Origin of the sequence: Roseiarcus sp., from assembly GCF_052145395.1 — a bacterium.
Classification (GTDB): Bacteria; Pseudomonadota; Alphaproteobacteria; order Rhizobiales; family Beijerinckiaceae; genus Roseiarcus.
Genome location: NZ_JBKQOT010000387.1, coordinates 1 through 20,256, shown reverse-complemented (window position 1 = coordinate 20,256; position 20,256 = coordinate 1). Strand labels below are relative to the sequence as shown.

General features: G+C 66.8%; 19 protein-coding genes and 2 pseudogenes. 8 read left to right on the top strand and 13 right to left on the bottom strand.

Annotated elements, in window-relative coordinates:
• On the bottom strand, nt 1-848 hold an 848-nt coding region (gene proB, locus ACLP25_RS13010; RefSeq protein ID WP_442469611.1), incomplete at its 3' end, for a glutamate 5-kinase.
• Nucleotides 849-1,150: 302 nt separating this feature from the next.
• On the opposite strand from proB, the gene mbfA reads away from it, so the two are divergent.
• Entirely contained in the window at nt 1,151-2,107 is a 957-nt protein-coding gene (gene mbfA, locus ACLP25_RS13005) for an iron exporter MbfA (RefSeq protein WP_442469610.1), read from the top strand.
• A gap of 266 nt (nt 2,108-2,373) precedes the next feature.
• Here the strand turns inward: mbfA and ACLP25_RS13000 are convergent, their stop codons facing one another.
• Nucleotides 2,374-3,216, bottom strand: coding sequence for a protein-L-isoaspartate O-methyltransferase family protein (locus tag ACLP25_RS13000; RefSeq protein WP_442469609.1), 843 nt, complete (start codon nt 3,214-3,216; stop codon nt 2,374-2,376).
• A 134-nt stretch (nt 3,217-3,350) separates the two neighbouring features.
• Here ACLP25_RS13000 and ACLP25_RS12995 point away from each other — a divergent pair, with 134 nt between their 5' ends.
• On the top strand, nt 3,351-3,785 hold the full coding sequence (locus ACLP25_RS12995) for a chorismate mutase (protein WP_442469608.1): 435 nt from the start codon (nt 3,351-3,353) through the stop codon (nt 3,783-3,785).
• A 78-nt stretch (nt 3,786-3,863) separates the two neighbouring features.
• Here the strand turns inward: ACLP25_RS12995 and ACLP25_RS12990 are convergent, their stop codons facing one another.
• The gene (locus tag ACLP25_RS12990) at nt 3,864-4,646 is read right to left on the bottom strand and encodes a crotonase/enoyl-CoA hydratase family protein (RefSeq protein ID WP_442469607.1); all 783 of its coding nucleotides are present in this window, start codon (nt 4,644-4,646) and stop codon (nt 3,864-3,866) included.
• A gap of 132 nt (nt 4,647-4,778) precedes the next feature.
• On the bottom strand, nt 4,779-5,933 hold the full coding sequence (locus ACLP25_RS12985) for a PEPxxWA-CTERM sorting domain-containing protein (RefSeq protein WP_442469606.1): 1,155 nt from the start codon (nt 5,931-5,933) through the stop codon (nt 4,779-4,781).
• 302 nt (nt 5,934-6,235) lie between these two features.
• On the opposite strand from ACLP25_RS12985, the gene ACLP25_RS12980 reads away from it, so the two are divergent.
• The gene (locus tag ACLP25_RS12980) at nt 6,236-6,934 is read left to right on the top strand and encodes a DUF1345 domain-containing protein (protein WP_442469605.1); all 699 of its coding nucleotides are present in this window, start codon (nt 6,236-6,238) and stop codon (nt 6,932-6,934) included.
• A 29-nt stretch (nt 6,935-6,963) separates the two neighbouring features.
• Nucleotides 6,964-8,670 carry a histidine--tRNA ligase gene (locus ACLP25_RS12975; RefSeq protein WP_442469604.1) on the top strand — a complete coding sequence of 569 codons (1,707 nt, stop codon included), beginning with the start codon at nt 6,964-6,966 and terminating at the stop codon, nt 8,668-8,670.
• Between the two features lie 115 nt (nt 8,671-8,785).
• Here the strand turns inward: ACLP25_RS12975 and ACLP25_RS12970 are convergent.
• From ACLP25_RS12970 to ACLP25_RS12940, 7 genes and pseudogenes are all read right to left on the bottom strand, one after another.
• Nucleotides 8,786-10,483 (bottom strand): annotated as a pseudogene (locus ACLP25_RS12970) (tannase/feruloyl esterase family alpha/beta hydrolase).
• 64 nt (nt 10,484-10,547) lie between these two features.
• Nucleotides 10,548-11,033 carry a cupin domain-containing protein gene (locus tag ACLP25_RS12965; protein WP_442469603.1) on the bottom strand — a complete coding sequence of 162 codons (486 nt, stop codon included), beginning with the start codon at nt 11,031-11,033 and terminating at the stop codon, nt 10,548-10,550.
• Nucleotides 11,034-11,092: 59 nt separating this feature from the next.
• Entirely contained in the window at nt 11,093-12,052 is a 960-nt protein-coding gene (locus ACLP25_RS12960; protein ID WP_442469602.1) for a glutathione S-transferase family protein, read from the bottom strand.
• A 6-nt stretch (nt 12,053-12,058) separates the two neighbouring features.
• Nucleotides 12,059-13,873, bottom strand: a complete 1,815-nt coding sequence (locus ACLP25_RS12955; RefSeq protein WP_442469601.1) for a B12-binding domain-containing radical SAM protein — start codon at nt 13,871-13,873, stop codon at nt 12,059-12,061.
• Nucleotides 13,874-13,974: 101 nt separating this feature from the next.
• Nucleotides 13,975-14,586 carry a DUF5666 domain-containing protein gene (locus ACLP25_RS12950; protein WP_442469600.1) on the bottom strand — a complete coding sequence of 204 codons (612 nt, stop codon included), beginning with the start codon at nt 14,584-14,586 and terminating at the stop codon, nt 13,975-13,977.
• An 81-nt stretch (nt 14,587-14,667) separates the two neighbouring features.
• Nucleotides 14,668-15,534, bottom strand: coding sequence for a prephenate dehydratase (locus ACLP25_RS12945; protein ID WP_442469599.1), 867 nt, complete (start codon nt 15,532-15,534; stop codon nt 14,668-14,670).
• The gene (locus ACLP25_RS12940) at nt 15,531-16,274 is read right to left on the bottom strand and encodes a 3-deoxy-manno-octulosonate cytidylyltransferase (RefSeq protein ID WP_442469598.1); all 744 of its coding nucleotides are present in this window, start codon (nt 16,272-16,274) and stop codon (nt 15,531-15,533) included. Before ACLP25_RS12940 ends, ACLP25_RS12945 begins: the two co-directional genes overlap by 4 nt.
• A 145-nt stretch (nt 16,275-16,419) precedes the next feature.
• Here ACLP25_RS12940 and ACLP25_RS12935 point away from each other — a divergent pair, with 145 nt between their 5' ends.
• The 4 genes from ACLP25_RS12935 (at nt 16,420) to ACLP25_RS12920 (ending at nt 19,807) form a co-directional block, all read left to right on the top strand.
• Nucleotides 16,420-16,959 carry a c-type cytochrome gene (locus ACLP25_RS12935; RefSeq protein WP_442469597.1) on the top strand — a complete coding sequence of 180 codons (540 nt, stop codon included), beginning with the start codon at nt 16,420-16,422 and terminating at the stop codon, nt 16,957-16,959.
• A gap of 59 nt (nt 16,960-17,018) precedes the next feature.
• Nucleotides 17,019-17,459, top strand: a complete 441-nt coding sequence (locus ACLP25_RS12930; protein ID WP_442469596.1) for a GNAT family N-acetyltransferase — start codon at nt 17,019-17,021, stop codon at nt 17,457-17,459.
• Between the two features lie 90 nt (nt 17,460-17,549).
• Nucleotides 17,550-18,785, top strand: coding sequence for an acyl-CoA dehydrogenase family protein (locus ACLP25_RS12925; RefSeq protein ID WP_442469595.1), 1,236 nt, complete (start codon nt 17,550-17,552; stop codon nt 18,783-18,785).
• A complete protein-coding gene (locus ACLP25_RS12920) occupies nt 18,782-19,807 on the top strand; it encodes a phosphotransferase (protein WP_442469594.1) in 1,026 nt (341 codons plus the stop codon). The genes ACLP25_RS12925 and ACLP25_RS12920 overlap by 4 nt, the downstream gene beginning before the upstream one ends.
• A gap of 84 nt (nt 19,808-19,891) precedes the next feature.
• Here ACLP25_RS12920 and ACLP25_RS12915 read toward each other — a convergent pair whose 3' ends face one another.
• Both ACLP25_RS12915 and ACLP25_RS12910 read right to left on the bottom strand, forming a co-directional pair.
• A complete protein-coding gene (locus tag ACLP25_RS12915; RefSeq protein WP_442469612.1) occupies nt 19,892-20,086 on the bottom strand; it encodes a hypothetical protein in 195 nt (64 codons plus the stop codon).
• Between the two features lie 20 nt (nt 20,087-20,106).
• Nucleotides 20,107-20,256, bottom strand: a pseudogene (locus ACLP25_RS12910) (ISAs1 family transposase); the annotation flags it as partial.

Sequence of the window (20,256 nt, the reverse complement as noted above, 5' to 3'; positions counted from 1 at the left end):
CCTTTCAGCTCGAGCGAGCCGCCGATCCAGATCTTGCGCGCCGCGACCGGATTCGACGGGGTGAGGAACCAGGTGCAGCGCCCGCCCTCGGCCACGCGCGCGATCGGATGCATGACCCGCCCGTCGGCGATGATCATGTGGGTCCCGGCCGAGGTCGCGATGCGGGCGGCCTCGATCTTGGTGCGCATTCCGCCGCGCGACAGATCTGAAGCCGCCCCGCCCGCCATCGCCTCGATGCCTGGCGTCACCTTCTCGACCACAGGCAGCAGCCTGGCGTGAGCGTTGTCGGAGGGCGGCGAATCGTAGAGGCCGGCGACATCGGAGAGCAGAATCAGGAGATCGGCGCTCGCCATGGTGGCGACGCGCGCGGCGAGCCGGTCGTTGTCGCCGTAGCGGATCTCGCTGGTGGCGACGGTGTCGTTCTCGTTGATAATCGGGACGGCGCGCATCGCGAGAAGCCTGCCGAGCGTCGCGCGGGCGTTGAGATAGCGGCGCCGCTCCTCGGTGTCCCTGAGCGTCACCAGCACTTGCCCGGCCACGATGCCGTGCCTATGCAGCGCCTGAGACCAGGCGCTCGACAGGGCGATCTGGCCGATTGCGGCCGAGGCCTGGCTGTCCTCGAGCTTGAGCCTTCCCTTGGGCAGACCGGCGACCGTGCGCCCGAGCGCAATCGCGCCCGAGGAGACGACCGTTACGCTCGCGCCGCGAGCGTGCAGCGCCGCGATGTCCTCGGTGAGCGCGTCGAGCCACGCCTGCTTGATCGCCCCTCGCGCGGAATCGACGAGAAGCGACGAGCCGACCTTGACGACGACGTGGTGGAATCGATCGAGGGAGGGAACCTGAGCCACGGCAAAAGGCTTATGAGCGATCTTCGCGCCCGCGCGCGCGGAGAATTGCGGAAACGCCGGGGCGGCCCCGTGTAGCCCCGGCCGCCGGGGATGGCAAGGCGCGGGGCCAGCTTGCGAAAAGCAACGGCGCGATGATCCGAAAGCGATGGCCAAGCGTTGACCCCGTGAGGGCTCCCTTTTACAACCGCTCCCGTCAGAAAATGCCCCGACCTGCTGAGCCGCGGGCGATCCCCGCCCGGTCGCCGGTCGAGACAACCATTCCAACCCGAGCCGAGATCGCGAGAACGCCAGAGGACGCGACAATGCGGAATTTCGACGACCTGACCGAACGCGAGATGCTGGCGCTGGCCATCAGCAACGAGGAAGAGGACAGCCGCATCTACGCCGACTTCGCCGAAGGGCTCGTGGCCGACTATCCGGCCAGCGCCCAGGTTTTCACCGAGATGGCGGCCGAGGAGAACGGGCACCGGAGACAGCTCATCGACCTGTTCGTCTCCAAGTTCGGCCAGCACATCCCGCTGATCCGACGCCAGGACATCCACGGCTATATCCCGCAGCGGCCGATCTGGCAGCTCCGCCCGCTGAACCTCGAGTCGGTGCGCGCCTGCGCGCACGACATGGAGAAGGCCGCGGCCCGCTTCTATCGCCAGGCGATCACTCGCGCCTCCGACGCTTCGATCCGCAAGCTGCTCGGCGACCTCGCCGCGGTCGAGGACCGGCACGACAACCGGGTGGCGGTGCTCGAGCGGGAACTTTTGACGCCGACCGCCCTCCATACCGAGGAGGAGCACGAGCGGCGGCGATTCATACTCCAGATCATCCAGCCGGGCCTCGTGGGGCTTATGGACGGATCGGTGTCGACGCTCGCGCCGGTGTTCGCGGCGGCCTTCGCAACCCACAACACCTGGAACACCTTCGTGGTCGGTCTCGCCGCCTCGGTCGGCGCCGGCATCTCGATGGGCTTCGCCGAGGCGCTGGCGGACGACGGCAAGCTGTCGGGTCGCGGCGCGCCGCTGCTGCGCGGCCTCGTCTGCGGCCTGATGACGATGGCGGGCGGCATTGGCCACACCCTTCCGTTCCTCATCCCGGACTTCTACTGGGCGACCCTGATCGCGGTCTGCGTCGTGGTGATCGAGCTTCTCGCCATTTCCTGGATCCAGTGGCGCTACATGGACACGCCACCTCTGTCGGCCGCCGCCAAGGTGATGGTGGGCGGGGCGCTGGTGTTCGCGGCCGGCGTGCTGATCGGGGTGAGCTAGCGGGATTGCCTCGGACTATTTAACCATTTTTAATGGTAAGTATCTCGACGATCGCGTCATCGCCGCTCTTTGGATTTCCCGGACCCTGCGCGGGCCGGCTTCGCCACTCCACGACTCGATAGGCCGCCAGACGAAAACAGGCTGCGTTCGCGTGGGTGGCGGGGTCAAGCCCGCCCATGACGATCCGGCTACGACGGGCGGTTATCAGCGGACCGGCGTTAGGACGCCCGTCTTCCGACCGCTATGGAGTTCGGCGACCGCCGTCGTCACGACTGGTGGCCGCCGGTGAAGGGCACGAAGGGAACGACCGCGCCGCCGTAGATGTCGGAGCGGACGACCGAAACCCGCCCGTCGGATGCGGTCTCTTTGGTCGCCTTGATCACGTGCTGCGCCCCGGGCGGCCCGACCGGAATGACCATGATCCCGTTCGGGGTGAGCTGCTGCAGGAGCGGGGGCGGGATGTGGTCGATGCCGCAGGTGACGATAACCTTGTCGAACGGCGCGTGCTCCTCCCAGCCGTAATAGCCGTCAGCGTTGCGGGTGCGGATGACGCGATATTCGGAATAGCCTTCGCCGATCAGGCGGTCGTAGAGCGCCCGCGTGCGGGCGGCGAGCGGCGGGATGATCTCGATCGAAAACACGTTCGGCGTGAGGTTCGAAAGATAGGCCGACTGGTAGCCCGAGCCGGTGCCGATCTCGAGCACTTTGTGGCCGCGCTGGATCGCCAGCGTGTTCGTCATCCGCGCGACCGTATGCGGGCCGGTGATGGTGACGCCGAAGCCGATGTTGAGGTGATGCCACTCGTAGGCGCGGTCGAGGTTCTCCGCCCCGACGAATCGTTCCCGCGGCGTGAGCAGATAGGCGCGGATGTCGGCCTCGTCCCAGACGTCGCGATGCGCGAGAAGCTGCTGCAGCCGGTCCCAGCGCTGGCCCAAATAATTCGGGTCCTCGCCGCGGTTCTTCGCCATCCATTCGACGAACGCCTCGCGGGTCGCGCGCGGCGGCGAGGCGCCCCAGTCGTAAGGCGTCGGCACGTTGGCGAGAGCGGGCGCGGAAAAGGCCGCGGCGGCGCCGGCGAGAAATGCGCGTCTGGTGAAATCTGACTTCATCGGCGCCATTGTGGCGCGCGAAGGCGGCCGGCGGTCAAGCGCTGAGGTTCGCTGTGTCCCAGCCTGGCGCGTCCCCTTCTCCTGTTCGGGAGAAGAAGGTCGGCGCTCAGCGAATCTGGGAGACGGAGCCTCTCATGTCTGATCCAGGTCACGGCCCCATGCTTCGCAAGATCGTCCTCGCCCTGCTCCTCCTCGCCGCGCTGCCGTCGCTTGCCGACGACGCGGCGACGCGGCCGGCCGCCTGGGGCAGCCCGTCGGCAAACGGGGGGAAATGCTGCGCGAGCCTCAGCGAGGTGCGCGAAAACATCGACCGCATCGACCGCGACCTCGTCCGCCTGATGGCCGAGCGGCAGCAATACGTAGGCGAAGCGGGGCGGTTCAAGAAGGACCCCGCCGCCGTCAGCGACCCAAAGCGGGTCGACGCCGTCATCGCTAAGGTCCGCGCCGACGCTGCGGCGCAAAACCTCGATCCGACCGTTGCGGAAAAGACCTTCCGCGCCATGATCGCGGCCTTCGAGGATTTCGAGCGCGCCGAATGGACGGCGCGGCAGGCTCAGCCGGGGAGGTGATATCAGGAGGGAGTGGGTCTCGCGCTCCCCGGGGCGGCGAGACGCCACCCCTCCCATGGGCCACAACCTATGCGGGCTCTACTCGCCGCTCCCGAAAGTCCCGTGCCGGCCCGCGCCGCCGGCGAATCGAGCCGGGCCTTCGGTCGCCTCGCCGCTCGCAAGCGTCGCGAGGCCCTTCGCGACCTCGTTGGCGGCGGCGGCCTCGCCACTCAGGTCCCATTGCTCGATCGCCGACAGCCGGTCGTTGCGCATCGCGTTCTGGGGAAAGGCGCTGAGACTATGGGCGAGCGCCAGAGCGCGCGAAAGCGCTTCGCCGTCTTCCGTCACCTCGTTGACGAGGCCGATGCGGTGCGCCTCCTCGGCGCCGACCGCCCGGCCGGTGAGGATGAGCTCCATCGCCCGGCCGTGCCCGACGATGCGCGGCAGGCGGATCGTGCCGAGGTCGATGAGCGGCACGCCGAAGCGGCGGTTGAAGACGCCGAACACCGCCGAGCGAGCCGCGATCCTCAGATCGCACCAGAGCGCGAGCTCCGTGCCGCCCGCGACCGCCGGTCCCTCGATCGCCGCGATCACCGGCTTGGCGAGTTTGAGCCGCGTCGGCCCCATCGGGCCGAAGTCGCCATCCTTCTCGAACCGCCCCGTCTCGCCCGCGGCCAGCGCCTTGAGGTCGGCGCCGGCGCAGAACGCGCCGCCTGCGCCCGTCAGCACCGCGACGTCCGCATTCGGATCGGCGTCGAACCGCTTGAACGCTTCGTACAGCGCCCGCGCGGTGATGAGGTCGACGGCGTTGCGGCGCTCCGGCCGCTCGATCGTCACGACCGCCGCCCGTCCTTCGGCGCGAACAACAACGGTGGGGTTCATACGCGCGATCCGATCAACAAGCGTCTGGCTGCGCCGTCTTCATATCAGATCGCGCGCCGCAAAAAGAGAGGCGGCAGTTTCCTGCCGCCTCATGACTGCTCCCCCTTGCTCGGACGCGCCCGGCCAGGTCCTTTACGCGGCGGTGATTTTGCCCCGTCGCAGCGCCAAGGCGCCGATGGCGCCGAAGCCTGCCAGCAGCATCGCCCATGTCGCCGGCTCCGGAGCCGCGTATGACTCGGTCAGCCGGACATTGTCGAAATCGCCCTGTCCGCCGGACGAGCCGAGCAGGATGGTGAGCGGCTGCCCGTTGTCGCCGGCCAGCGCGGTGTAGGTGGCGGTCCAATCGCTCCAAGTCCCCGGGCCAGCGTTGACGCCGACAGCGGTGGCCACGACGGTCGAGCCGATTTCGAGTTGAACAACGCCCGTCATAGGCCAATCGGTGCGCTGCATCACGTCGACCTGGAGCGTGTAGGTCGTTCCCGCGATGGCCTCGCCGACGGTCTGGTAGATTTCGCCCGCGTTGACCCATGCGAGGACGTCGCCGTCGATGGCGGACGGGTTGCCTTTGTAGCCGCCGACGATCCATTGACCCGCGTTACCCTCGGTTTTCCATCCGGGGATGGCGCCCCCTTCGCTGTATTCGCACGTGCCGCCGCACCAGTTCGACAGGCCGCCCGTCGGCAGGATTTCGAACGAGGAGTTGGCAACCGCAATCGGGCGGGTGTGAGGGGGATCAGGCGGACCCGCGGGGTCTCCTGACGCGGTCAGCTGGACATTATCGAAATCGCCCTGGGCGCCGGACGAACTGAGCAGAATGGTGAGCGGCTCACCATTGTCCGCGGCAAGCGCAGTGTAGGTGGCGGTCAAATCGCTCCAAGCGCCCGGGCCGTCATCGACGCCGATGGCGGTGGCCACGACGTTCGAGCCGACTTCGAGTTGAACAAGACCCGTTGCCGGTGTGTCGGTCCGGTCCAGCACGTCGACCTGGAGTGTGTAGGTCGTTCCCGCGATGGCGCTGCCGACGGTCTGGTAGATCGCGCCGCCGTTGGACCAGGCGAGAGCATTGCCGTCGATGGCGGGCGGGTTGCCGTTATAGCCCCCAGGGATCCATTCACCCGTGCTGGGGCTGGTCGTGACCCATCCGGGGATGCCGGTCCCGCCGCTATAGGCGCACGCGCCGCCGCACGCATACGGCAGGCCGCCCGTCGGCAGGATTTCGAACGAGGAGTTTGCAACCGCGATCGGGTAGGCGCGAGCCGGCGAGGCTACGAACGCCATACCCGCCATCGCGATCGCCGTCGCGCCTGCCGGAATCGACTTTGTCATCATGATAATCCCCCGCCTGTTCCCCTGTGCATCTGATATAAACTGGGCCGCCCCGCTCCGAGATCGCTCCACCTTCTGAAATGCACTAGCTTCAAGGCCACACCCCTGAGTGAATCATGTTAACATAGCGTTGCGTAATTGTGCAAGCCTCTTCAGCTTTCTCGGCGCCTGCGGCCGCCGCGCGCCCCGCCGGGCGCGCTCCGCTTGACCCTCCGCCCCTCGTCGGGCAAGGCAGGCGCCGCTCTGCAATCCAACGGCTTCGGATGACCTCCCCCACGCCGCCGCCGGACGCCGACGAGGCGCCGGGCGGGCTTCTCACGACGCTCGCGCACCGTCCCCGCCTTCTCGCAGGGGCGGCGATCGTGGTCGTGACCTATCTCGTCCTCATGTTCGCGCCGGTGGCCGCGCGGGAATCGACCCGCATGCTTGTCGCCTGGAACGCCGGGTGCTGGGCCTATCTCGCCCTCATTACTGCGATGATGCTCAGGCCAACCGCCGACCCGCGTGTGGAGGCCCGCCCCGAGGACGAGAACCAGTGGGCGCTCCTGCTCCTTGGGGTCGTCGCGTCCTGTGCGGCACTGGCGGCGATCATCTGGGAGCTGGGCCCGGTGAAGACCATGGAGGGTCTCGCCAAGGCCGAGCACCTCGCGCTCGTCACCCTGAGCATTCTGAGTGCCTGGACCTTCATCCAGGTCCTGTTCGCGATTCATTACGCGGGCGTCTATTTCGGCGCGGTCGCCGACGGCGAGCCCGGCGGGCTCGAGTTTCCCGGCAAGCCCAAGCCCGGCTGGACCGAGTTCGTCTATCAGGCCTTCGTCGTCGGCTGCACCTTCGCCAGCTCCGACACCAATGTGACCTCGACCCGCATGCGCCGCATCTGCGTCATCCAGGGCGTTGTCGGATTCTTCTTCAACACCATCATCCTCGCCCTCGCCATCAACATCGCCGCCGGGTTCTTCTGACGCCGAGCCGCCGAACGGACTGAACGCCCATGACCGAATCCTCCGTTCCGACCCGCGTGCGCGCAACCCTGCCGCGCGGGCTCGTCGACCGCGCCCCCGCCGACATCGCCGCCGCCGATGCGATGATGGCCAAGATCCGCAGCGTTTACGCGCTCTATGGCTTCGAGGCGGTCGAGACGCCGTTCATCGAATACACCGAGGCCTTGGGAAAGTTCCTGCCCGACCAGGATCGGCCGAACGAGGGCGTGTTCTCGTTTAAGGACGACGACGAGCAGTGGCTGTCGCTCCGCTACGACCTGACCGCGCCGCTCGCCCGCTACGTGGCCGAGAATTTTGACAAGCTTGCAAAACCCTATCGGAGCTATCGGGCGGGGTGGGTGTTCCGCAACGAGAAGCCGGGGCCGGGGCGCTACCGTCAGTTCATGCAGTTCGACGCCGACACGGTCGGCGCGGCGAGCGTCGCAGCCGACGCGGAAATCTGCATGATGGCCGCCGACTGCCTGGAGGCGCTCGGCATCAAGCGCGGCGACTATGTCGTCAAGGTCAACAACCGCAAGGTTCTGGACGGGGTGATGGAGGCGATCGGCCTCGGCGGCGCCAACAACGCGGGCCGGCGGCTGACGGTTCTGAGGGCAATGGATAAGTACGACCGATTGGGCGCCGACGGAGTTCGCGCTCTGCTTGGTCGAGGCCGGAAGGATGAAAGTGGGGATTTCACAAAAGGTGCGGACCTAGGTGAGCAACAAATTGAACCGCTCCTGCAACTACTAAATTTCGGCACGACGTTCGATCTCATCCAACGGCAAGAGTTTGATAGCGTTGATGTTAGCTTTCCGAATCCATTCCTGACTCCGCCGTCGGAGTGGAACCCCGATGCCTACGGGGATCCCGAGCGAATGCGCCGCAAGGCACAAGCTCTCCAAGTGGTCAATCCACAGAACCGGCGTTACGATTGGAGCTTCGGCTTCGAGATTTTGGGGGAGCTAAGCCTTCTTTTCGAGATGAACCAGACATTGGCCGCTGGGATACGAGAACTCGCGGAGATCGAGGCCACGTTTCAGGCAACCGGGTTCACCGCAACCTTGGGAGCTGAAGACTTCGTTGAACGAGTTCGCATCGACCCTTCCGTCGTCCGCGGCCTCGAATATTACACCGGGCCCGTCTTCGAGGCGGAGCTGACCTTCGAGGTCAAGGACGAAGCGGGCCGCCCGGTGCGGTTCGGCTCGGTCGGCGGCGGAGGGCGCTACGATGGCCTCGTCGCCCGCTTCCGCGAGGAGCCCGTGCCGGCGACCGGCTTCTCGGTCGGCGTGTCGCGCCTGCTCGCGGCGCTCCGCGCGATCGACAGCCCGATCGTCGCGGCGGCGAAGGCGGACGGTCCGGTGGTCGTGCTTGCCCTCGACCGCGACGAAAAGTCGATGGCGAACACCCAGCGCCTCGTGGCAGCCCTGCGCGGCGCTGGCATCGCCGCCGAAATGTACCTCGGCTCGGCCGGCATGAACGCCCAGCTCAAATATGCCGACAAGCGCAAGAGCCGGGTCGCGGTGATCCAGGGCTCGAACGAACGCGACGCGCCGGGCGGCCCGCAGGTCGCGATCCGCGACCTGAAGCTCGGCGCCGAGCTCGCCAAGAGCACGAAGGACCGCGCCGATTATCTGGAGCTCCGCCAGCGCGCCCAGTTCACGGCCCCCGAGGCGGAGCTGGTCGAGCGGGTGCGGGAGGTGCTGGCGCGGCCGTAGACGCCCGGCCGCGAATCTGCCGCGCAGGTTTCACCACCAAGAACACCAAAGAAACCCGAAGCCACCTTCGAGACCCTTCGTGTTCTCCGTGGTGAACCCGGCCAGCGCACCAGCCTCACGGCCCCGCGCATTCGAACGACGCCGCGCTCTCCGGGTCGCCGCTCTTGTAACGGGCGTAGGTCGGCCAGGGGCAGAGCGGGCGGGTGCGGGTCAGGCTCCAGGATGCCGGGATTTCCTTGTTGTCCGGGTCGACGGTCGCGATGATCCGATCGGGCGCCTTGCCCTTCTCGACCCAGTCGGTCAGCGCCGTGAGCGCATCGAACCGGTCGAGCGCGACGCCGCCCTCGCAGTGGGTCATGCCGGGGACCGCGAAGAGGCGCACCGAATCGGCCGCCCTGCCGCCCATATTCGCATCGAGCTTCTGCCACCAGCGAATCGTGTCGTCGATCGAGAACACCGGGTCCGCCTGGCCGTGATAGATGATCATCTTGCGGCCCTTCTCGCGGAAGGCCGCAAGCTTCGGATTGTCGACGTCCGGCGGGGTCATGAACGCCATCGCCGATTCCGGATAGCCGTCCGTCGTCGCGGAGATCTTCGGCACGTCCTTGTCGAAGTCGAAGGCGAGCAGCCCCTTCATCAGCGCGTCGTTCGTGCCGGCGATCGCGGTCGGCGGGGTGGTGAACACGTAGTCGAGCGAGGCCGCGCCCATGACGGCGATGATGGGAAAGTTATGCCACGGCGGGATCGGGCTCTCGACCTTCCACAGGCGCCAGTTGCCCGTTCCGACGCCCCCGTCCACCGGCCAGTCGGAATAGAGCGCCTCGCCCCTGGAATTCACCGGCCCGGAAAAGCTCGCCTTCAGTGCGTCGACCTTGGCCTTGGGCAGGCAATTCGCGGTCGCGCCTTAGGGGCAGACGAGGGTGTAGAAGGAGAAAACCGTCTGGCAGGGGGGGAGTTTGGCGGTGAGGCCGTCCTCGATCCCGTCGAGCTTGTCGCAGGCCGCCGTGATCTTGCGCGACATGAGCGCGGCGTCCTCCGCCGTGATCGACTTGCGGATGTCCGGGTCGGCCTTGACGAAGCTTTGGGCGTCCCAGGCGTGCTGGAGAGCGGCGCGGGGCAAGTCGAAGCCGGGGTTCCCGGCGAGAAAGCCGTCGTATTCAGCCGGCATGCGCGAGGCCGCGACCATGGCGTGGCGGCCGCCGTTCGAGCAGCCGCCGTAATAGGAGAAGTCGGGCCTGCGGCCGTATTGCGCCTCAATGATCGCCTTGGCGATCGGCGCCAGCCTCATGTCGGCCGCGTAGCCGTAGTCGCGCCGCGCCTCAGGATCGAGACCGAAGGCGACGCCCGCGGCCAGGCCGAGGGAGGCGTTGGCCGGATCGGCACCCGGATGGCCGCTGTCGGAAGAGAGCACGGCGAATCCGCGCGCCAACGCCGGAACGCCGCCCGAGGCGTGCGTCCCGGAAATGTCGCCGACCGCGGGCCTTACGTCGCCGTCCGAGCCGCCGTTGCCCTGGTGCAGAAAGCGCCCGTTCCATTCGGCCGGCAGGCGCATCTCGAAGCGGATGGCGTAATGCCTGCCGTCGCTCCCGGTGCGGTCGCCCACCCGGGCTCTGAGAACGCAATGCTCCGGCAGGCCCGCGCCCGCCGGCTGCAGGGTCGCCGCCTCGACGACGAGGCCGGGAATCGCGAGTTTCTCGACGGTCGCAGTCGAGCAGGCCTCGCTCGCCGCTGCCCCGCCGACGGGCAACGCCAGCGCGAAAAGCGGCGCGACAACCGGGGGTAAGCGAATCCAGCGCAGAATTCGCAACGTCATGGCGAAACCTCCCCATCTCGCAGCCGCACGTCCTCTCCCCCTCGCGCAGGGCGAGCGGGCGAAATCACCCGTACGGCGTCCCGTCCTTGTGGACGAAGCGCCATTTTCCCTCCACGACCTCGGCGACGATGTCGTCGTCGGGATAGCTCGCCGCGTCGCCGGGCGTGCGGTCACCGATCTCGAGATAGACGACGCCCTCGTCCGTTTCGTTGACGAGATGATGGGCGTCGCCGGTCCCCGCCTTGAAGCCCGCGCACATGCCGGGTTTGAGGCCCATGCGGCCTGCGTCGGTGATGAGGGTTGGGCGGCCCTCAAGGATGTAGACGACCTCGTCCTGCTTGAGGTGGGCGTGGCGCAGCGCCGACTCGCCGCCCGGCGCAAGACGGGTCAGATTGACCCCGAAATTCGTCAGGCCGAACAGGTCGCCGAGCGGGCGCTTGTCGCGCTTGAGCATGCGCGAGAAGAAGGGTTCTGGATAGTTCGACGACCTCGCGCGCGGCGGCGCCTCCGCGGCGACGAGGGCGACAGGACGGGACTTCTCATCGGACATGGGCGAGCCTCCGCCGCCACTATAGATCGCGGCGGCCGCGCGCCGGAAGCGCGGAGGCCTCAGCTCCTCGGCGCCCACTCGAGCTCTGGCCCGACCGGGACGATACGGGTCGGGTTGAGGCTCTTGATCGAATAGTAGCCGCGCTTGATGTGGTCGAGAATGAAGGTGTGGCGGAAGGCCGGGATCGCGATGAGACGCTTGAGATACGCGCTGAGATTGGGATATTCGGCGATCCGTCTCAGGTTGCACTTGAACTGCCCGAAATAGGCGGCGTCGAAGCGGGCGAGGGTCACGAAGGCGCGGATGTCGGTCTCCGTCAGCCGCGCGCCGAACAGATAGGGACCCGCCGCGAGCCGGCGCTCGAGCTGATCGAGCATGGCGAAAACGGCCGCAAAAGCGTCCTCGTAAGCCGCCTGGGTGGTGGCGAAGCCGGCGCGATAGACGCCGTTGTTGAGCGCCGGATAGATCGCCTCGTTCAGCGCGTCGATCTCGACGCGCAGGTCCTCGGGATAGAGGTCGACCGTGTCGTCGGCGAGCGCGCCGAAGCCCGAGTTGAAAATCCTGAGGAGGTCGGCGGACTCGTTGTTGACGATGGTCTTCCGGTCCTTGTCCCACAGCGCCGGCACGGTGGCGCGGCCGGTGAAATGAGGGTCGGCCTTGGTATAGATCTCGTGGAGGTAGGTCGCGCCGTTGAGCGTGTCGCGGTTTGCGCCGGGGTCATCGCCGAAGCGCCAGCCCTCGTCGGTGAGCACCGGCTCGACGATGGCGACCGAGACCACGTCTTCCAGCTTTTTCAGCCTGCGGGAGATCAGGACGCGCGTCGCCCACGGGCAGACGAGGGCGGCATAGAGATGATAGCGGCCGGACTCGGCGCGGAAGCCTGCGTCGCCTGTAGGTCCGGCCGAGCCGTCGGGCGTGACCCAGGAACGGAAGCTCGAGATCTGCCGGACGAAGCCGCCCTTGGCGTCGGTCGCCTGGACTGGCTGCCAGGCCGCGGTCCATTTTCCGTCGACGAGCATCGCCAGCTACTGCGCGGCCACGGTCGTCGCCTTGGCGCGAATGCTGTCGCCGAGCTTCTTGCGGTCGAGCGCGGCCTCGCCCCCGGAGGTGGCGTGATACAGTTCAAGCGCCTCGAACTCGTCGTCCTTCGGCGGCGTGATCGCGAGGTCGGTGTAGGCGTAGCGGTCCGGCGCTTCGAGGACCTCCTTGAGGATGCCGCGCGACCGCAGAAAGAAACGGAGGTACTTCGCCGCCTTGATCGCCGTCCCGCCCCAGTAGCGCGGATAGAAGATGAGAGGCGATTCGAGCGGCAGGCCGTGCCTTCGGTCGCGCCTCGACTTGAGCCTGAGCGCGCCGCCTTCGAGCGGGTGCACGCCCTCATGGTCGATCATCAGCTTGAACCACATGATCGTGCTCAGGATCTGCTTCGGCCGGCCGTTCGGGATCGCGGCCGCGCGCCTCAGGATCGTGCGGAGGTGCTCGGGGGTATAGAAGGCGTCCCAGGCCGCCCGATACGCCTCCTCCCACTCCTTGTCAGACATCTTGCCGTGGTGGGAAACCCGGTGGTTGAGGTCGTACTTGTTGATGTCCGGGTCCATCCACACCCCCTTCTTCAAAAGGGTCCGGTGGTCCTCGGAACCCGGCAGGGGCGTAAGGAAGAAGAACTCGAGAATGTCGAGCGGCAGCTCGCGCTTGATGATCTCGATGTCGCGGAGGATCGACTCCTTGGTGTCGGCGGGAAAACCGAGGATGTAGCCGGCGAAGGTGATCGCGCCGTGGGCGCGCCATTTCTGCAGCATTTCGCGGTATTCGGTGATCTTGTTCTGTCGCTTCTTGGCGGCAATCAGGTTGTCCGGATTGATGTTCTCGAGGCCGATGAACACCCGCTTCGCCCCGGCCTTGGTCGCCTTCTCGATGAAGTTCGGGATCTTGTGGCAGAGCGTGTCGACCTGGATGGTGAGGCCGACATGGATGTCCTCTTTCTTGAGCTCGATCACCCGGTCGAGCAGGATCTCCCAGTCGCTGTTGCGGGCGAAATTGTCGTCGGTGATGAAGAACCGGTCGATGCCCTGTTCCCTGTTCGCCCGGATGATCTTTTCCAGATCATCGGGAGTTCGGAAGCGGCTCTTGCGGCCTTGCACGTTGATGATAGTGCAGAACGAACACTGGTAGGGGCAGCCGCGGCCGAGGTCGATGCTGGAATAGGTGCCAGAGGTGCGCTCCACATGCTTGCGCGGCAGGATCGGGGCGGGCGCGCCCTCGAGCGAGGGTAGCTGGTCCATGTAGTTGTAGAGCGGCTTGAGCTCGTCGTTCCAGGCGTCGCGCAGCACGACGTCGAGCCGCCCCTCCTCGGCCTCTCCCGCGAACAGCGCGATTCCAAGCGCCTGCGCCTCCTTCAGTTCGGCGGGCAATTCCGGCAGCATGGCGAGGCAGCCTGAGACATGAAAGCCTCCGATGCAGACCGGGACCCCCTCGGCGCGAAACCGCCGGGCGATGTCGAGCGCACGCGGATACTGGTTCGACTGCACGCCGACGATGCCGACCAGCGCCCGACCGCCGCGCTTCTTCAGGTCGCGGATGATGGTGGCCGGAAGGACGCGCCGGTTGGTCTCGTCGTAGGTTTCGATCGCGAAATCGACGCCGGGTCCGAGCACTTCGCGGTTGCGCGCGTCCTCGGCGAGGCTGTTCATGCAAGCAAGAGTGTTGGACGGCAGCGCGGAGCGATACCACTGAATGGGATAGCCCCGGTCGTCGTAGTGAGTCGGCTTGATCAGAACAAAGATGAAGCCGGAATCACTCTTGGACGAACGAGGCGCCGTTGTGTTCTGATCGGCGACCATCAAGACCCTCAGCCACGAATAAAAGAACAACTGACCGGTAACATAGTCACTCGAGGTGGGCAAATCGTCGAGGCGACCGACCGACCGATCAAGTTTAAATCTCACAACGGCGGGACGAGGCCGTCCTTGCCGACGAGAATGCGAACCGCGTCGATCGTCCCGTCGTTCTCCCGGAGCCCGCGTGCGACGACCGCCGCCCCGGCCTTGAGATCGGCTGGCGCGCCCGGCGCGAATGACACGATCGGAGTCTTGGGATCGACCGCGATCACCTGTTGGCCCCCGTTGTAGGCGACGGTGAGGTTCGCGCCGGCGACGCCGTCGACGCGCGCGGCGACCGCGCCGTTGGTCATGGTGCTGCCCGGCGCGAGGTCGAACGACCGGTGGCCCTCGCCTGTCCCGCGCATCGCCTCGGGAAAGACATGCACCTCCATGGCCTTGAGCGTTCCGTCGTCGCCCGGCAGCGCCGCGACGCCGATGAACGCGCCCGGCTTGACGTCCGCGAGCGCGGCGGCAAGGACGAGCGTGACCGTCGTCTTGTCCGACAGTTTGATCGCCTGGTCCTTGCCGTCGCGGGTCCGTACGACGAGGCTCGCGGCGTCCGGAGAAACGCGCTCGATCGTCGCGCGGGCGACGGCGACGGGCGGGGTTTGGGCGCCGGCTGGAATCGCAGAAAACGGAATGAGGACGAGAAGCGCGGCGCGAAGCGACGTCATGGCGGCCTCCGGGCCGTTATCGTGCGTTCCGATGTACCGGAAAGACGGCGGGCGGGCAAACGCTTCCGGCCCGGTCCGTCCTCACATTCCGTTGTGCCCGTTCTGCGTCTCGATGCGGAACGGATGGGCGGGATAGACGCCGAGGATGCGGACCTCGCGAGAGAAGAACGTGAGTTCCTCCAGCGCCCGCGCGAGCGGCGGGTCCTCGGGATGTCCGTCGACGTCGGCGAGGAATTGGGTGGCGGCGAATTCGCCCTCGACCATGTAGCTCTCGAGCTTGGTCATGTTGACGCCGTTGGTGGCGAAGCCGCCGAGCGCCTTGTAGAGTGCGGCCGGCACGTTGCGCACCCGGAAGACAAAGGTCGTGACGACCGGCCCGTTTCCCGGGGGCGCCCGATGCTCGCTCTTCGACAGCACGACGAAGCGGGTGGTGTTGTGCTTTTCGTCCTCCACGTCGCTGATCAGCGTCTTCAGGCCGTAAATCCGGCCCGCAAGCTCGGTGGCGAGCGAGGCGCGGCTCTTGTCGCCCCATTCCGCCACCTCCCGCGCCGAGCCGGCCGTGTCGCTCGCGACCACCGGCTTGAGCTTGTGGCGGCGGATGATGTTGCGGCACTGGCCGAGCGCGTGGACGTGGCTGTGGACGACCTTCAGGTCCTCGATCCGCGCGCCGGGTACGGCGAGGAGCTGGAAATGGATCGGCAGGAAGGTCTCGCCGACGATGTGCAGGCCGGAGGCGGGCAGAAGGGCGTGGATGTCCGCCACCCGGCCGGCGATGGAATTCTCGATCGGAATCATGCCGAGGTCGGCCGAACCGTCCTGCAGCGCGGAGAAGGCGTCCTCGAAGGTCGGGCACGGGATCGGCGCGAAGTCGGGAAAATTCTCGACGCAGGCGATGTGGGAATTGGCCCCGGGCTCGCCCTGGTAGGCGATCGAACGCGTCTCGGTCATCCCTCAGTCCTCTTGGCGAGCATTGCGCGCGCCCGCTCCAGATCCTCGGCGGTGTCGACGCCGAGCGGCGGCGAATCGACGATGGCGATGTCGATGCGCATGCCCGCTTCGAGCGCCCTCAGCTGCTCGAGCCGCTCGCGCCGCTCGAGCGGAGACGGCGGCAAAGCGACGAATCGGGCCAATGCGCTGCGGCGGTACGCGTAGAGGCCGATGTGGTGCAGAAGCTCGCCTTCTCCCCAGGGCGCGCGGGCGCGGGTGAAATAGAGCGCTCTCAGCCGCCGGGGCGCGATCTCCGTCCCGACCGCCTTGACGACGTTGGGGTCGTCCTTCTCCTCCGCCCGGACGATCGCGGTCGCGAGCGTCGCAATGTCAACCGCGGGGTCGTCGAGCGGCGCAAGGCAGGCCCGCACCGCCCCCCGCTCGATCGTCGGCAGATCGCCCTGGACGTTGACGACGACGTCGTAGGCGCCTTCGGGATCGATGGCGCCGACCGCCTCGAATATGCGGTCGGAGCCCGATGGGTGGTCGGCGCGGGTCATGACGCTCTGACCGCCCGCCGCTTCGACGGCGGACGCGACGCGCTCGTCGTCAGTCGCGACCACGACCGGGCCGACCCCGGCTTCGATCGCGCGCCGCCAGACGTGGACGATCATCGGCTCGCCGCCGATGTCGGCGAGCGGCTTGCCCGGCAGCCGGATCGAAGCCATGCGCGCGGGAACGAGAACGACGGGTCTGGTCATGAGATCGGGGAAGGGCGGGACCTTTGGCGAAGAGCGGGCTTATACGTGTTGCCAACGCAGCGGCAAAGCGGCTAATCAACGCACGGGTCCGGGCGCGCCCGCTCGGGACGATGTGCAATTTCAGTCGACGAAGGCCGCCCCACGGATGACCGCCGAAAATTTCAACCGGACCATGCTGGCCCTGTTCGGAGCGCTCGTGTTCCTCGGGCTGATCATGGAGTACACCAGCTTCGTGTTCGCGCCGCAGGTCTTGAAGGTTCCCGGATTCGCGCTGCCGGGTTCGGCCGAAGCGCCCGCCGCCGCCGCGGCGCCGGAGGCGCCGAAGGAGGTTCCGCTCCCCGAACTGCTAGCCAAGGCCGACGCCAAGAAAGGCGAGGCCGACTCCAAGATCTGCGCCACGTGTCATAACTTCGATAAAGGCGGAGCGGCAAAGGTGGGCCCGGATTTGTGGGGCGTGGTCGGGCGTCCGATCGCCTCCGCCCCGGGCTTCTCCTACTCCGACGCCGTCAAGGGCCTCGGGGGAGATTGGAGCTATGAGAAGCTCGATCACTGGATCGCCAATCCGAAGGGGATGGCCGCCGGGACCAAGATGGCCTTCGCTGGCGAGAAGGAACCGCAAAAGCGCGCCGACATCCTCGCGTATCTGCAATCCCTGTCGGATCAGCCGGTTCCGTTCCCGAAGTGATGCGCGAGGCCGGCGGCCTTTTTCGCCGCCGCCAGACGTCCCAGCGCCGTAGAGCCGCGATGAACCTGGACGAGACCCCACAGCCGCTAACGCTCACCCGGGACGACGCGGCGGAGGAAGAGGCCTTGCCCATCGTTACGGCGGGGCTCAGCGCCCACAGCGCTGAACTCGGGCTGCCGGGCGACTGGACGCCTCGTTGGATCGTTGGCCGGGACGCGAAGGGCGCTATCCGGGCGGGGCTACGCTATCTCACCGCATTCGATTGGCTGTTTGTTCACCTGCTTTGGGTCGATGCGTCCTACCGGTTTCACGGTGTCGGCTCTCGTCTCCTGGCGGAGGCCGAGGCGGCCGCGTGTGAGAAAGGGTGTCGGGGCGTCTATCTTGACACGTTCACGTTCCAGGCCCCGAAATTCTACGAACGACACGGGTATCGGGAGTTCGGCCGGCTCGACGACTTTCCGCGCGGCCATTCCCGGATCTGGCTGGCGAAGCGATTTTAGCCGTTCGGGGCGGAAGTCGTTTCTTTGGCTTGTGCAGGCGCGGGTTGCGGCGCCAACCTGAGAATGAATCCTACGGTCAGGGAGAGAAACGTGGATCTCGGAGTTAGCGACAAAGTCCGCCCGCTCATCGCAGCCGTTCGCGCCATGGTGCGCGACGAGATCATGCCGGTCGAAGAGGAATACGAGGCCGAAGTCGGCCGCGACGGGGACCGTTTCAAGCCGACCGCCCGCATGGTCGAGATCCTCGAATCGCTCAAGGCGAAGGCGCGCGGCAAGGGCCTCTGGAATTTCTGGCTGACCGACTCAGACAAGGGCTACGGCCTCACTACGGTCGAATACGCCTATCTGGCCGAGGAGATGGGCTGGTCGCTGCTGGCCTCCGAAGCGTTCAACTGCTCGGCCCCCGACACCGGCAACATGGAGGTGCTCGAGCGGTTCGGCTCGCCCGAGCAGAAGGCGCGGTGGCTGCCCGATCTTCTGGAGGGCCGCGCCCGTTCGGCCTATCTCATGACCGAGCCCGGCGTCGCCTCGTCCGACGCCACCAATATCGCCATGGACGCGCGGCTCGACGGGGACGAATGGGTTCTGAACGGCGAGAAATGGTGGTCGTCCGGGGCCGGCGATCCGCGCTGCTCGCTCTACATCACCATGACGCTGACCGACCCCGCGGCGGGGCCGCACGCGCGCCACTCGATGTTCGTCGTGCCGGCCGGGACGAAGGGGATCGAGGTTCTCCGCGCGCTGAAGGTCTACGGCGCCGACGACGCGCCGCACGGCCACATGCATATCCGGTTCACCGACGTGCGCGTGCCGAAGGACGCGATCATACTTGGGCGCGGTCGCGGCTTCGAGATTGCGCAGGGCCGGCTCGGGCCGGGGCGCATCCATCATTGCATGCGGGCGATCGGGCAGGCGGAGCGAGCGCTCGAAGCCATGTGCCGGCGCGCGGCGAACCGCACAGCTTTCGGTCAGAAGCTTGCCCGCCTCGGCGCCAATCCCGACATCATCGCCGAGTGCCGGATGAGCATCGAGATGGCGCGGCTGCTCTGCCTGAAGGCCGCCTGGGCGATGGACACACAGGGCGTGCGCGCCGCCGCGCCCCTTATCTCGCAGATCAAGGTGATCGCCCCGCGCGTCGCCCTCGAGGTGATCGACCAAGCCGTGCAGTTGCACGGCGGCGCCGGCGTCAGCCAGGACTTTCCGCTGGCGCGGATGTGGACGCAGGTCCGCACGCTCCGCCTTGCCGACGGGCCGGACGCAGTGCATCGCCGAGTGATCGCCAAGGCCGAGATGAAGCGCTACACCAACGAGGCGGACGGCCGATGAGCGGGACCTTTCCGGACGACATGAAAGCTTTCGACGCCTGGGCGAGCGCCGAGGTCGAAGGCTTCCGTGGGCCGAGCGTCGCCAAGAAATTTGCGACCGGCCAGTCCAATCCGACCTACCTGATCGAGACTCCCGGAGGGCGGTACGTGCTCAGGCGCAAGCCTCCGGGGAAGCTCCTGAAGAGCGCGCACATGATCGAGCGCGAGTTCCGCGTTCTGCGGGCGCTCGAGGGCACAGGCTTTCCTGCGCCGCGAGCGCTTTCACTGTGCGAGGACGACAGCGTCATCGGCACAGCCTTCTATCTGATGGCCCATGTCGATGGCCGCATCTTTTGGAACCCGGCGCTGCCGGACCTTCAGCGCGACCAGCGAGCGCCGATCTTCGACGCCATGAACGACGGGCTCGCCAAGCTGCACGCGATCGACGTCGCGGCGGTCGGGCTCTCGGATTTCGGCAGGCCGGGCTCCTATTTCGCCCGGCAATTGCAGCGCTGGACCGAGCAGTATCGGGCGAGCGAAACGGATCGAATTGAGGAGATGGAGCGGCTCATCGCTTGGCTCGGACCGAACGTTCCGGCCGACGACGGCCGGGTTTCCCTGGTCCATGGGGACTGGCGGATCGACAACATGATCTTCGAAGCTTATTCGCCAAAGCTCCTGGCCGTGCTCGACTGGGAGCTTTCGACGCTCGGACACCCTTTTTCGGACCTCGCCTATCAGTGCATGTACTGGCGAATGCCCAATGCGTGGAACGGTCTTTGCGGCGTCGATCGTAAAGCGGCGGGGATTCCGACCGAGGCGGAATATGTCGAAGCTTATTGCCGCCGGGCGGGTCTCGACCGCATCCCCGACTGGACCTTCCTCATCGCCTTCAGCTTTTTCCGCATCGCCGCCATCGCCCAGGGCGTCTACAAGCGCTCGCTCGACGGCAACGCCTCCAATCCGGAGCGGGCCCGGCAATACGGGAAAAGCGTGCCAACGATGGCGCAACTCGCGATGGACGAGGTGGAGGGGCGGACGTAATCCCCTTCCGCCTTTCGCCGCCTGCGCATCGGCCATTCGCATCGGTACGCATCGGCCAGGGCTCCGAATCCGGGTTAATTTGACTTAACCAGGTTGGATCATGAGGATTTCGGCGAGCCGGTTGACGTCCCAGCTGGCTATTTTTCTTCGGAGCTTGAGGCTCTTGGGTCTTGGCGGCTTGGTTGGCCGTCGGCAGGGTTTGACGGGAAGGTTCGGCGGGTCGCTGAAAGGCGGCGCGGTTTTGAGCTTGTTGAAGGCGAACTTGCGCACGAGCGCCATGTTTTGCGCGCCATAGCCCTCGGCTGGTTGCCTTTGACGGCGGGCAGATAGTCGGCTCCGGCGTCGCGGATGGATTGGGCGATGTGAGGATTGCAGGCGATGGCGTCGATGGTGACCACGGCGCCTTCGAGGCTGCGGCCGGCGGCGAGTTTCTCGAGCAGCAGAGGGAT